Origin of the sequence: Vibrio sp. VP6 (genome assembly GCF_028823755.1) — a bacterium.
GTDB classification, from domain to species: Bacteria; Pseudomonadota; Gammaproteobacteria; order Enterobacterales; family Vibrionaceae; genus Vibrio; species Vibrio parahaemolyticus.
On sequence record NZ_JAPEID010000008.1, the window covers coordinates 20,725 to 36,117 of the forward strand.

General features: G+C 46.6%; 2 protein-coding genes. Both read left to right on the forward strand.

All coding sequences use genetic code 11. The features are described 5' to 3' along the window. Nucleotides 1-512: 512 nt before the first annotated feature. A complete protein-coding gene (locus OU793_RS07340) occupies nt 513-11,807 on the forward strand; it encodes a DUF11 domain-containing protein (RefSeq protein ID WP_193237438.1) in 11,295 nt (3,764 codons plus the stop codon). 69 nt (nt 11,808-11,876) lie between these two features. Further along, the gene (locus OU793_RS07345) at nt 11,877-15,392 is read left to right on the forward strand and encodes a hypothetical protein (RefSeq protein WP_159404390.1); all 3,516 of its coding nucleotides are present in this window, start codon (nt 11,877-11,879) and stop codon (nt 15,390-15,392) included. The last annotated feature ends 1 nt before the right edge of the window (nt 15,393 follow it).

Below are 15,393 nucleotides of genomic sequence, written 5' to 3' on the forward strand. Positions count from 1 at the left end.
CCTAATCTTTTTTGAAAATAATTTCTATTAAATGGTGTGGATTACGGTTTGCTTATTACTTTTTATTTATTTTATCTTGTTGATTTTTAATTAATAATTTCTATTGTGGCTTAGTTTGATAAAATGATGACTTATCTAGTATTCATCATTGTTTTCATTTACAACGCTGTGTTACTAGTTTTAAGTTGTTGTCAGATAATTCTGATAACCGTCGTTTCATATAAATTTAAATATCATAATCAGTTACCTTTCACCTATCTACTAATTCATGCTTTAAATCTAACGATATTGCCAGATCCTATGGTTTTCGAACGTTATAAATTATTGGATGTGCAATCATAAGATTATATATCTACCTATTTATGGTTATTAAATAAAAAATTGACCATATCGTGACATTTATTGATTAATTGTCGTCAAAAATTCGTCGCCTCAAAATTTTGACGATTTTGTGTTCATTTTACTCTCGGTAATTCATAAGAATTTTATATAAATTGGAAAGTACTGTGTCGATGGTTCAGCGTTGTTTTACCTTACTCTTAGTTGCCTTATTTACCTCTGCCAATGCTCTAGCTGCAGGAGAGGTGGAAATTTCATTTAGTCCTGCTTCTGGGAGTCATTATGAAAATGGTGAAGAAATTTCGTATTCGATTGAGGTAAAAAATACAACGGCGGACACAATTGCAGATGTCTCAGTGATAAACGCGGTTTGGGATGTCATGTCGGGCGACCAAAAAGCCTTTCAGAGCGTATCGATATCAGACACTCACAGTCTAGGTTCAATCGCTGGTAGTTACGCATCTAGCAATGCGAACTTAGAAGTGACTGGCGCGACATTGCTGCCATTTGGTCGAGTTACTTATCATGTTAGCGCGACAGTGTCTCATGAGAGTGCTGAAAACATCGTATTAGGTGGCGCACAAGTAAAAGCGATGATTGCTGGGGCAGAGAATACATTCGTTGATACAACCAGCGTCACGTTTGAACCTGCCGAATACAAATACACGCTAGATGCAGCGGTAACGCCAGCTGAATATCAAGTCGCTAACGTTTTGACGTACACGCTCACCGCAAAAAATACTGGCCTGTTTGCAGTAAAAGGCTTAGACATAACCCAACCTTTTCTGTCTCTTACTGGTGAGGTTCTAAGCGGTGCCAACGCTCCAGTTTTTCGTCATGTCGAGATCAGTGCTGTCGCTTCTTCTGGGAGTAATACGGGAACATTTTCGAAAGCAGATGATTTGTCGGTAGAGAATGCGGAGCTATCCGTGGGTGGTTACATCACTTACACCATCAAAGCGACCGTTGCGAATGATCTGGTTTCTGACATTACAACTAAGGCGTCGGCGTTAACGCGCGATGGCCCTGTAGAAAGTAATGTTCTTGTCACGCCGCCAGCGACGCCGAACGTTACGCTTACCCATACACTTTTGTCTTCGACACCTTATTTAATAAACGGTAAGCTCAATTTCGAAATCAAAGTCAGTAACAACGGTGGTGCGATTGCACATGGTTACCACGTTACGCAGAACATCAACACGTTACTTACCAACCATGGCTTGGCGAACGATCTCTCGTCTGCTTTTAACAACACCGATGTGACCGGAAATCCATTCTCAACGTGGACTGTAACGGTCAACAACATTGGCTCTAACTCCTTATCTGCCTATCAAGCTAGTGGAGTTCAAACTGATGTCGATTTTGACGATACGGTGTCGATCTACCCTGGTGAGTCAATCACTTACCTAGTTGAAGCTACACTGACGCCAATCACCATTGGTACGCTTCAAGGCTTTTCTGCTGCCGTCAAAGATGAATCAGGTTCATTAGTTCAGAGCGCAAACGTCGCAGATACAGTCAATGCAGAAAAAGTGCTGAACGTTTCTGATTCCGATATTGCCATTTCTAAAACAACCACCGCATCAGAATATGTGCCCGGTGGAAACATCGAATATGAAATTACGGTAACCAACGGTTCGTCTAAGTACTTTGCCAATAACTTATTGATTCAAGATAACTTAACTTGTGTCATGACGGAGCAAGCAGGCGGTGTAGGCGATGCTCAAGCGTTTAAAGAATGGAAAGTTGACGTCATTTCGGGTGAGGACTCGCTTGGCTCGGATCCGGGTTCGTATAGCTATGGCTCATGGAGCTCAAATCCAATTGCTTTGACGCCCGATCTTGCTCCAGGAAAAACCGTTAAATACAAACTTACCGCAAAAACCAATGACGCTAGCATGGGCGTTATTTTGGATGACTCGACGAGCTGCGCCAACGACAACGTGACCGAAAGTGGTTCAGGGGTTCAAACTCCTGACGACAACTTACGTGTTAGTAAAGATGTCGACAGTCGTTACTATTCATCGGGTCAAACACTCACTTACACCATCGTAGTGACTAACGATGGTGATGGCTTTGCAAACCAAGTTCAGGTCTTGGATGAACTCTCGGCGATCACTACTCAAGACATTAATGGTAATACGATCAACGCCTATTCGGATTGGACCATTACTGCAAACGCATATAAAGCAGACGGTACAGCCGCGACGGCTTCCAACACTGGTATTGTTGGGGCAGTAAAGTATCCCGACAACCTGAATGTGATTGCGACGCTTGAGCCACATTCCTACATTGAATACACCATCGTGGCAGACACTCATCCTCTGGCGAATGGGCACATTCAAAACCAAGTGACGGTTGATGGCACTGTATACGCCGACCGAGGTTCTGATCCGCGTGATTTCGCTATCGAGGTTAACAAGCGTGTTAAAACGAACACCGATACCAGTTTTGATACCAAGCAAACCTCGTATTCCAAGCTGGACAACGAAGTGACGTTTGAAATCAGTGTGAAAAATGCGAAAGAAAACGGCTATGCAACCAATGTGCAAGTCAAAGATGCGATATCAACCATCACGGCTGAAATTTTGGAGCCAGATGGCGTCACTAAGCCAGTTTTCAATGCTTGGACTATTAGTGCTGAAATCAAGTCTGACGATCCTTTGCTGAACGGCAATCCTGCTTACACCGATGTCGGCAGCTTCTCAGACAACCTTGATTTAGATACTAACGCTCAAATTCCACCGAATGTGGAAGTGGTGTACACAATTGTCGCTCAGATTGACCGTTCAAATCCGGATCAAATTCTGTACTCTCAATTCAGTAATACCGCGACGGTTAAAACGCCAGATTCTACTGTCCAGTCATCAGCATCAGACAGCGTTACGGTGTATCCAAAAGAACCTAAGATCATCGTGACTAAAACCACACCGGATGACGAGTTTATCCCCGGTGATTGGGTCACATTTACGGTATCCATTTTCAACTTTGGTGAAGGTTATGCGAACGAAGTTCATGTAACGGACGATATTGTGGGTCTGGATGCGTTTTCTGAATGGACGATAGACGCGACGATTGATTCAAACAACTCGCCATACAAAACAGGCAGTTACGCAGGGCCTAAATCGGGTTACCCAAACAATGGAAATATTGACTCGCGTATTGATATCGACCCTAAAGTGGGTAGTGAGAAAGGCTCGGTGGTTTACGTTATTCATGGTCGAGTGAAAAGCGATTATGCCAAGCAAGAGATCTCCAATACGGCGCAAGCTTATGATCCTTTAACCAATTTGAACCAGTCGTCTTCTGCACAAATTGGTGATGGTTCGAGCGACAAGCTTAATGTATCGATCTTAAAAACTGCCGATAAAGTCCGCTTTGTTCCGGGCGAAGATGTGACCTACGAAATCCGTGTTCTCAACAATGGTTCGCACACTGAAACTGGGTTAAAAGTCGTTGATAAGTTGCAAGATATTTTGTCTGTATTAGCGAACGACAAAGACAATCAGTATCAAGATTATCCGGACCAAAGCCCGTTCGAATATTGGCAATTTGACTATGACGACGGTGCCGGTTTTCATTCTGTAACAACGGAGAACTTTGTGTATCCCGAAGGGGACGCTTCCAAAACAATGAGTTTGGAACCGGACGAAGTGCGTACGTTTAAAATTAAAGCGCGTGTAAAAGATAACGTCGTTGGTTCGCTAGATGAAGGGGGGAATCTCAACGATAAAATTGCAAATGATGCATACATCTATCGCGATCTTGGTGAAGTAACGGAAACTTCTCACATTTCACACCATGAAATGAAAAAGGCATACAACGGTGGGAATGTCACGCGCAAGCTATTGGTGAATGGAGTCGAATCTCGTTTTTACTCACCAGGTGATACGTTGACCTATTTAGTGACGGTATCGTCTCAAACAGGTTACGTGAACGACCATACTGTGAGTGAAAACATCACTGACGTGACGACACAATTGCTCGATGGGGCAACTGCAACGCCCTTCGCGTCTGGTTTTTCCGTTGATGTATCGAAAAGCGATGCCCACGGCGGTGATGGCACAACCGATGGTACGCTCGATGGCACGGTAGCAAACAATCAGAACATCTCAACCATTATTGATGTGGCGGGTGGGGACTCAGTCACATACCAAGTCGAAGGCGTCGTTCGTGAAGAGTCGGTAGGTAGCATTACCATCGGCGGTATCACCGTTATTCCAAACAGCTACCATCTTTCATTCAGCAAAACCGTGGATGAAGCAAGCTATGAGCCGGGTCAGCCATTGGTCTATCGCCTAACGATTGAAAACGATGGTAAGGGGAACGCGTACAATATTCCTGTGGTGGATCGCTTATCCAACATCACGGTGGAACTTGTTGATGGAACAAGTGAAAAGGCGTTTGATTCGGGCTGGACGATCGAGCAGAACATCGTCAGTGGTAGCGATAAAGCCATTCTCGATCTTGATGGTTCAGTTGAAAATAATCGAGATATCGACACGCATACTTCCATCCCCGCGGGCACTAAAATTGAGTACAAAGTGACGGCGACGGTAAACAACAATGCAGTCGGTGAAATCCTCAACTTGTTGACCGTTGACGGCGATACCGTCAGTGCGAAGACGAAAGCATCGGCAGAGAAATACGACTTCGAAAAACACATTACCCGCTTCTTAGATCAAGACGGTGTTACTTCATTGAGCGGCGGTTACACGCCGGGCGGCTACATTGAGTATGAAATATCGCTCGTTAACCTTAACAACGTGCACATGCAAAACATGCCGATTAAGGATGAACTTAGCGCAATCAAAACCCAATACTTAGATGGCTCGATGGGTGCTGCGTTTGACTCTTGGACCATCACGACTCAAACCGATACCAGTGGTATCAGTGAGCCGGGGTCGGTCACGGATAACCGCGATATTGACACCCAGTTTAACCTTGCAGCAAATAGTTTCGCTGTTGGCGGCACTTTCATCAAATATACGGTGAAAGCAAAGATCAGCGAGAAAGCGGTTGGCCAAATCTTAAACGTGGCGGTTATCGATAACAGTCATAACCTAGTCGCTGAGCCAGCCAACATGCTGCCTTCTGAGGTAAGCAAATCCCACAAAGCGTACACGGATTCGTCTTTATCAAGCGAAAAGCTGACGTACAATCACACGTCTAGTGGTGAAAATATCGTGTACCGTCTGCGTCTCCAAAACAATGGTAAAGGACTGGAGTACAACAAATCACTGCAAGAGTTATTCTCTAGCATCAAAGTCCGAGTGGCACAAAATGCGGCTGGAGAATCAGACGCACAGAGTTTACCTGCGTTTGCTGCGCACGGATGGGATGTGAGCGTGAAAACTTCTGGTGAAGCAACGACGGATATCGGCGGCTTTGTTGGTGGTGCAAATGCGGATATCGATATTCCAGTTCTATCTATTGCGCCGGGCGGTTGGATTGAGTTTGTGATGAAGTCACGTATTCGCCCAGACGCTTTGGATCAAATTGCTTCGACGCCGAAATACGACGGCACGAACTTCGCGACAGCTCGCGTGACACCGGAAGGCAGCAATCTAGCCGTTAACAAAGAGATTGTTTCGATTGCTGGTAAACCTTACGCAGCGGGAGACACTTATAAACCAGAAGATGAGGTGGTGTATAAGTTTACGGTGACCAACACCGAACCGGTATGGCGTGATGAGGCCGCGATTCAAGACATCATCTCTAATGTTCGTGTTGAAGTTATTGGTGACACAACGAAATCGGCATTTTCAGAATCTGAAATCAGCCACGTCTTTACCTCTGTTGGTACCAGTGGCACGCAAGACACCTACATCGAACCATACGATGCCACCGATGATCTGGATTTGGTGGTTGATATTGCGCCTGAAGAAGTGATCGAATTTACCGTAAAGGGGAAAGTTCGCGCTGATGCTGTCGGTGATATCGATGGAAACACCGCAAAAGCTGGCAACCAGAGTGACACAACGGAAACCATTCCTCCTGTCGCACCTGTTTTAGATTTCCAAAAACTGGTACTGAACACGACCGCCGACAGCAGTACGTGTATGTTCCCATCTTCGACGGGCACTGATTGTCACTACAATCCGAATGGCCAGATCCAGTATCAAGTCTCAGTCACCAACGTAGGTGAAAGTACCACTAATGGTGCCACCATTGTGGATGAACTGGACAAGATTAATACGTCTGATGGCAAACCAGCTTTTACGGATTACAGCGTGGCGATTGTTAGTGCACCAACGTCAGACCGCTTCTCCATCAATGGTCAATATCAAGGCAATGTACCCTTAAACGCAGCATTCGATCTGATGCCAGGCGATACCGTTGTCTTTGAAATTGATGGCACGGTTGCGGCGGATGCAACGGGCGCAATAACTAACGTCGCAAAAGTTGCAGGCGTGGACAGTAATGCTGTCGTGCTTGATCCGGGAACTTCGAATCTGCTGGCGCAAAAGTCGACGGACACTCCGACGTACACGCCGGGCTCGGAAGTGCGCTATCAGATGCGAATTCGCAATGTAACCACCAATAATGAACTAGTGGATGTGCGCGATACCATTAGTAGCTATTTGGTGGAGACCGCGGACGGCACTGAAAAAGTCGCACTGAAAGATTGGAGTGTAAGCGCGAGCGTTATCTCTGACGGTAACCCGGCGTACACCGACATCAACAACTTAAATCTCATTGCGGATAATACCGACATCGACACCACCATTCAGATGGGTGGCAAAGCGCCAGATGACACCTACACCGAGGTTCTCATTGAGGTGGTAGGGCACGTGCGTGACGACGCGGTTGGCGAGTTTACCAACCAGTTGCAAGGGAAGTTAAGCAGTGGCTCGCGCTATGTGACGTATAACTTACGCGAAAAAGTGATCGTTCCTGAACCGGGCAATTTGGCCGTCACGAAAATCACTACCGATCCAGCGGCTATCTACCATCCGGGCGACACTATTGGTTACGACATTGAGGTGAAAAACACTGGCAGCGGCTATGCAACTGACGTATTGATTGCGGATTTGTGGAAAACCATTCGTACTGAAAAAGCGGGTTCTGCCTTGCCTGTTCGTGCCTTTGAGGGTTGGTCGGATGTCAGCGTTAGCGTAGATGGAACGGATCCGAGCTTAACTCAAGCTGTGTCGGGCTCAGAAGTAACGGGCGATAACGGTTATCAAGTTCGTTACAATATTCACCCTGATCATAGCGTCAAGCTGCATGTAGAAGGTGTGGTCAAAGCCGATCTGGTTGGTGATATCACAAACGTGGTCGAAGTCAGTGACGCGACGAGTAAACTAGCCGCGCAAGCGACGTATGTTGCAGCTGCCGCTGATTTGAATGTGACAAAAATCGTCGATAAAACTCAGTATGAGTCTGGCGATATGCTGACGTATACGATTCAAATTGAAAACACCACGGCAAACTGGGCGAACGATGTCCAAGTTAAAGACTTCGTAAACAAAATTACGGCGGCCAGTGTGACTGGTGCGGACGTGATTGCGTTTGAGTCTGGGACTATTTACATGAATGCCGAGTCTTTGAGCGGAGCCACTAAGTTCCCCGCAGCCAATGACGAGTTCATTGATGGCAGTATTGATATTGCGCCTAATGATGTGGTGACCATCACCGTAGAAGGTGAGCTCAACTCGCAAGTCGTTGGCGAGGTGACCAATACCGTTGATGTTACCTACAACGGCACCACAAAAACGGCAGAAGCGACCAGCACGGCAAAGATCCCCGATCTAACGTTTACGAAAACGCCGATGGTGGAGCATTACAGCCCAAACAAAGTGTCGGGTTACATTCTCAAAATTGTCAATGAAGGCAACAACTACGCGAACGACATCAATTTGAAAGATGCCATTGGCGCGTTAACTGTCGATACGATTGATGGTTCAACCAACCAAGCATTTTTGCAATGGGCCGTTCAATATGTGGCGGGCAGTGCATTAACTACGGTCGATGCGAACTCTCTGGTGGTGGATAAAGATATTGACTACAACATCGACCTAGCACCAAATGACAGCATTACGTTGTACGTGATTGGTTTAGTGAATGCACAAGCAACTGGTGACATCGTTAACCAAGCCACACTCAGCTACAACGGCAAAGATATTCTCGCAACTGCAACGCTAAAACCTTATCCGGGCGATGTCGTTATCGAAAAATCCGCTGACGAACGATATTACCAGCCGGGAGAGTTCTCGACATTCCGAGTCAAGGTCACGAACAATGGTTCTGGTTTTGCTGCGGATGTCAAAGTGGAGGATTTGATTTCTGCATTAGAGGTTGAAACGTCTGGTGGCGCAATGGAAGCGGCATTCAACGATTGGACTATCGTGATCAGCAAAGGTGACCTTCGCACCAATATCGAGACCTTACCGGGACCAAATTCGGACATCGCGACCAATCTCGATATTGCTCCAGGAGATACGGTTGAATTTGCTATTACAGGCACGGTGAACAGCCGAGCGGTTGCCAACATTATTAACACAGCAACGGCTGAGTTTGCAGGTGCAACGACAGAAGCAACCGCAACCTTAGAAACGCTGCCTGAAGAAGTGTGGATTGAGAAAACAGCCGAATCTCCAATGTATATTCCGGGAGAAGATGCGGTATTCCACGTTCGCGTTTACAACGGCACTGATGGCTTCGATAACGACATCGCGTTAGAAGATATTTTGTCGGGCATTAAAGCCACCAACATCTATGGCGTGAGTGAGCGTGCTTTCGAGAGTTGGACGATTGAAACGACGAACAGCGACAGCCGCACCACCATTACCCCGATGCCCATCGATAATCAGGATATCCGTTCGATGATCGATATAGCACCGCATGACATTGTGGAGTTCACGATCACCGCGAAGACTAACCCGTTAGCCGCGAGTGATATCACCAACACGGCAACGGCGGATCTCAACGGTACGCAGCAGCATTCAAGTGCCACTGTTCAGCCTCAATCTCAGGGAATCTCGATTGAGAAAACCGCAGACACCCAATATTACGTTCCGGGTGCAGAAGCGACGTTCCGCGTCAAAGTGAAGAACGAAGGCACAGTCCCAGCGACAGATGTGGCTGTAAAAGACGCCATTAGCAACCTTGAAGTCGTGCGTCTTGATGGTACATCGGTAAAAGCGTTCGACTCTTGGCGCATTGAGGTGAATAAAGCGAATGCGGAAACTGAGATCACCAACATGCCGGGCGTGAATTCCGACATCGATTCAACGCTAACGATTGCTGCGAATGATGAAGTCGAGTTTGTGATTACAGGGCTAGTGAATCAATACGCTACTGGCGAAATTGAGAATACTGCTAGCGCCACATTCCGTGGTGAAACGCAAGATTCAACAGCGACACTGCTGGCGATGCCGGAGTCGGTCAAACTTGAAAAAACCGTTGACGATGAGTTCTACCGTCCGGGAGAGAGTGTTACTTACCACGTGGTGTTAACGAATGAATCGGGTTCATTTACTGAAGAGATGGTACTGAAAGATCTGATCTCAGAACTCAAGGTCAACACCATCAACGACACTCAAGCTGAAGCATTTACCAGTTGGCGTATAACCAGTTCATACAACGATGAACGAACCATCGTTCTGCCGCAAATTCAGGGCGACAATCTGGATGTAAACAGTCGCGTGATTCTTGCGCCAAACGACACGTTAGACATTGAGATTACCGGTGTGGTCAATGCAGACGCGATGGGCGAAATCACCAACCATGCTTACGCATACGACAAATCGGAAAGTGATGTTTTGGCAGAAGATGTCGCCATTATCAAACCGCAACCAATCATCTTATCGGTGACGAAAGTGGCCGATAAAGCCGAATACACCAATGATGACGATGAAATCACGTTCACGATGACGGCGACCAACCGTGGCTCTGGCGATGCAGAGAGCGTGAACTTGTTGGATGAAATCGACAAATTGATTGGTAGCAACGGTAATGCGTTGTTCACGACATGGAAAGCGACTATTACAGAGCTGAAATCTGGCGTTGTGGTCTCTGTGGATTCGGATAACAACGTCAATTCCAACCATACCTTGAAAGCGTACCAAGGCAATGAGTTTGAAATCGTCGTGACAGGTGAGATTAATCAAGGCATTGATGACAACTTTACCAACGTCTTCACGGCAGCAGCGTCAACGGGCGAAACGGCATCTGCGAATGTCACGATCAAAGTGAAAAAGCAGGCTTACAACGAAGGCATGCTGAAAGTCACTAAAGTGGCAAGCAAATCGGAAGCCAGTGTCGGTGAAGTCGTTGAATATGAAGTGGTGATCACCAACGAAAACGACAACCCATTCTCAGGAGTGCGTTTGGTCGACCGTTATCCTGGTGGCTTTGCTTACATTCCTGATTCTACCGAGATGGTAAATAGCGGCCCTGATGGCGTATTTGATACCTCAGACGATATTCAAATCACGGTCGAGCCGACCAAGACAAACCAGCTGTTCTTCGATGTTGGTGACATGAATATCTATGGTAAAGGCGATTCTCAAACTGCGGATGCTGTGCGCATTCGTTACCTAATGCGCGTCAGTGTCGGTGCTACTTTTGGCGTCTACACCAACACTGCATGGGCAGAAGCGCCACCAGCAGAAAGCTTCTCGGCACAGAACACCAGCACTAACTACGTGGTGAAATCGAACCTAGCGAGCGCAACCGTCGAAGTGATGCCAGACAAAGTATTCGATACCGCTTCTATCATCGGAAAGGTGTTCGAAGACCACAATGGTGATGGTTTCCAAGCCGATGCAACCGCGGACGATGTTCTCATCGACATTGACCTTGCGCTAGGTGATTACGTTCCGAGTTCGACCTTCATTATCCAAGATGGCGTAGAAACTCAGCTCAAAGATGTGACGGGCAAACTGCAAGGTCAACCTGTAGTGATGTCGAGAATGGATAAAGGCTACGAAGTGGATGAGCTATATGGCTTGTCTCGTAACCGAACGCTTAAGCAGAGCAACCAAGTGGCGTTCCAATTCAAAACACGCACTCGCCAAGGCTTCTCATTCAAGGTGACCACCGATAACGGCACGCACATCGAGTTCGACCAACAAGGCAATGCGATTACCAAGCATAAAGGTGATAAGCAAAAAGGCCTGTCGGCAGAGAACATCGATGTCGAGAGAAACCTTTATCGCGACGGGGATGAGTACCTTTGGGAGATCGTCGTTGAGAACAAAGGGCTTTATGAAGACGGTATTCCGGGCGTTCGACTGCTTACCGTCGAAGGCATCATTATCGAGACCGACCAATATGGTCGATACCATGTTCCAGATCAGTGGGTGTTGAATAAGAAAGGGAAGCAGTTCTTGGTCAAAGTCGACACAGACTCGCTACCAACGGGTATGAAAGTGATCAGTGAAAACCCGAAAGTACAACGAATCACACCAAACAAACTGACGAAATTTAACTTCAGTATTCAAAGCAGTGGGGATGATTAACCGTTCGTAACTTACACGTTGGCTGGGCTTGTTCTCAGCCATTGACTGCAACGGTTAAGCAAGAAAATTATGATTAGATTTAGACAATCAAAACTGACGATATGTATCGCGGCGGCGTTGCCGATCCTATCGTACGCAAAAGACACCAGCCAGTTAGAAAAGCTGGGCAGTGACTCACTGGGTATTGAAGCTAACACGCATGAACAAACCGACAATTCTCGTATTTATCTGGAACAAGGTGCGATTTGGGTTAGCCGTGACATCATGCGCTTTGACCCGGTGCTGGATCTGAGCATCAGCAGCAATGTGGAAGTCAGAAACGGCAAACCTCTGCAAGAGATGAGTTTTGCTATCACCACCAACTTCAGTTACTACGTGGATCATTACCAGTTAGAAGTGTATCGCGGTGGCGATCGTGGTTTGGTGTCTCCGCTGGCGGTGGTGGAAGGTCAGCAATTTGCCAACGATTTCAACATCGTTTGGGATGGCAAGACCGATCAAGACTACCAATTTGAATCCAACACGCAGCTTCTGTTTCGCTTAAAAGCGTTTGATAAAGACGGCAACATGGACGTGACAAGTGTCGGTGTGATCGATCTTGTTGAACCCGATTCTGAAGTCGACATCGACAAGAATGATGGTGAAGAAGATCAAAGCCGTAAGCTCGGCAAAGCTCAGTTGATGCGCCACAACATTCCTACCTCGGCTGGTCTGGCAAGGTTTATGGGTACGGGACTAAAAGGTGTCGACAAAGTGGTGATTGGTGAAGATGAATTTGACGTAGAAGAGGGCGAGCTTTACGCCGAACAATACTTGCCAGCCGACGCCTATCTGTTCCCAACTCGTGTGGTATTTGATAGCGGTGAAGAGCGACGTTACCAACTGTACGTGCGTATTCCGGATGAATATTGGGTACAAGCGGGTTTGGCGGACTTCTACATTGGTAAAAACAAAGTCACAGGTAATTCGGCAGCATTGGCGGTTGATGACCAATATCAAGATGATATCTACAACCAAGGTCGCTTAGCGTATTTTGGCCAAGGTAAGTTTGGTGACAAACTCCGAATCACCACCCACTTTGATACCAAAGAGAGTGACGTGCGAGACATGTTTAAGCACCCGTTTGCCTCTGATTCATCCAGCGTATTCGACATTCTCGAAGACGACGATGAAATGTATTACGGCAACTACGGTGACAGCTCGAACATCTACAAAGTGGTCAACACCAAAGGCAAAGTGTATCTCAACGTTGAATACGACAAATCCAACGTTTTGTGGGGGAACTACAACACAGGTATAACTGGTACTGACAACAACGATTACAACCGCAGCCTATATGGTTTCAAAGGTGACTATCGCACACGTTCTACCACCAAGTTTGGTGAAGATCGTCTTAACATCGTTGGCTTTGCCGCCGAATCGGATTCGCTGTTTGCGCACGATGAATTTTTAGGTACTGGCGGTTCGCTGTACTTCTTACGCCATGGCGAAGTTGTACCGGGCAGCGACAAAGTGATGGTTAAGGTGGTCGACCCAAACAGCGGCATCACCTTGCAAGAACTGCCGTTGCAGTCGGGACGTGACTATGAAATCGACCCATACCAAGGCCGAATTATTCTAACCAAACCACTAAACAACATCATTTCTGACAACTTTGGCTCGGTCATTAACGACTCCCCAGCTGACGGTTATGACAACTATCTTGCTGTTGATTATGAATACGTGCCTCAAGGCAGTGAAGCGCTTGGTGCAATGACCGCTGGTGGACGCGTCAAAGGTTGGGTAAACGACTACATCGGTGTAGGTGCAAACTATCAAACCGAAGAAAAAGATAACCAAGACTATGAAGCGTACGGCACAGACTTAACGCTACGAGCATCAGAAGGCACCTATTTGAAAGCCGAGTTCGGCCACAGTAAAGGTCGTCAAACTGATTCTAACTATGTCTCTTTCGATGGCGGTTTAACCTTTACGCCTATTGGCGGCAGTGCGGATGATCGTGAAGGTGACTCTTATCAAGTGAAAGGGGTGATGAACCTTTACGATATCGCCCCGAGCGTGTTTTCTGCTGTGGGTAACGATGTAAAAGCTTGGTACAAATCTAAAGATGCAGGTTACAGCTACGCAAGCCAAGATGACGATTTAGAACAAGAATCTTATGGTACGGAAATCCGTCTTCAAGCAACGGATCGTGTTGCGGTGAAAACTCGATTTACCTCGATGGAAGAGCGTGAGTCCGACGGCACACTAAGAACGGATTCTCAACAGGCAGAACTGGAAACTCAGGTCAAAGTGACCAAACACATCAAGATTTCCGCAGCAGGTAAACAAGTCGAAGAGTTAAACAACGAAGACGAAAAAGGCAAAGGCACCTTAGCGGGCCTGCGTGCCGATTACATTTGGGATAGCGACAACAATGTTTACATCAAAGGGCAAAAAACCGTTGGAAAAACAGATGAGTACGATGAGAACGACAGCGTCACTATTGGTGGTGAAACGCGTATTTTAGAAGACTTCGTCGTCGGCGCAGAATACACCACGGGCGATCGTGGCGATGCAGCTGAAGCCAGCGTGACTTATGATGTGACGGAAGACTACAGCACTTACTTAACCTATGTCGATGACAGCTACGAAGGCAAAAACAACGTGATTGTCGGCCAACGTGCAGATCTGACTTCAACGGTCGATTTCTACCAAGAAAACCAATTTGTTGATGAGAACAACGGCAAAGGTCGCATCGATTCATTCGGCTTTGGCTACGACATGAACGACGACATCGACATGGGTATCGGCTATCAGAAAGGCGAAATCGAGGATGATCAAAACATCACCACCGAGCGCCAAGCGGTGAGTGTAAGCACCTCGATTGATGTCGATGATGTGTTGTTCAAGAACAAAGTGGAATATCGTGTCGATAAGACAGATGACTCTGCTGACCCAGACAAAAAACGCATTGACCAATGGGTGACGACCAACCGTTACACCCATCACCTGACGGAAGAGTACACCTTATTCGGTAAGTTCAATTACTCACGCTCAGAAAGCAAATCAAGCGACAAAATGTTGGCTCGTTTTATTGAGTCGACCGCTGGATTGGCGTATCGCCCAATTTACAACGATCGTTTGAATTTGTTGTCGCGCTACACCTACTTAGTGGACTTCGACCAACTCAATCGCGATGTGGATTACAAAGATGAAGAAAGCCATATCATTGAAGTGGAAGGCATCTATTCACTTGATGCCAACTGGGATTTAGGCGCGAAATACGCATTTAAAAACAAGCATGAACTTTTCACTCGTCAATCGGGTGAAGACATTCCGGTTGACAGCAAAATCTCATTGTACGGCTTAAGTGCTTCTTACCGAGTGATGAAAGAGTGGGACGTGACAGGCGAGTACCATTGGAAGACCGATTCGACCTACGATGAGTTAGAGCAAGGTGCGATGATTTCAGTGAACAAACATCTTGGCGACAACTTCAAAGTCGGCGTCGGCTATAACTTCTCAGGCTTTGACAGCAACCTTGCGAATGATGATGACTACGACGCATCAGGCGTGTTCATTAACCTAGTTGGTAAGTTATAAG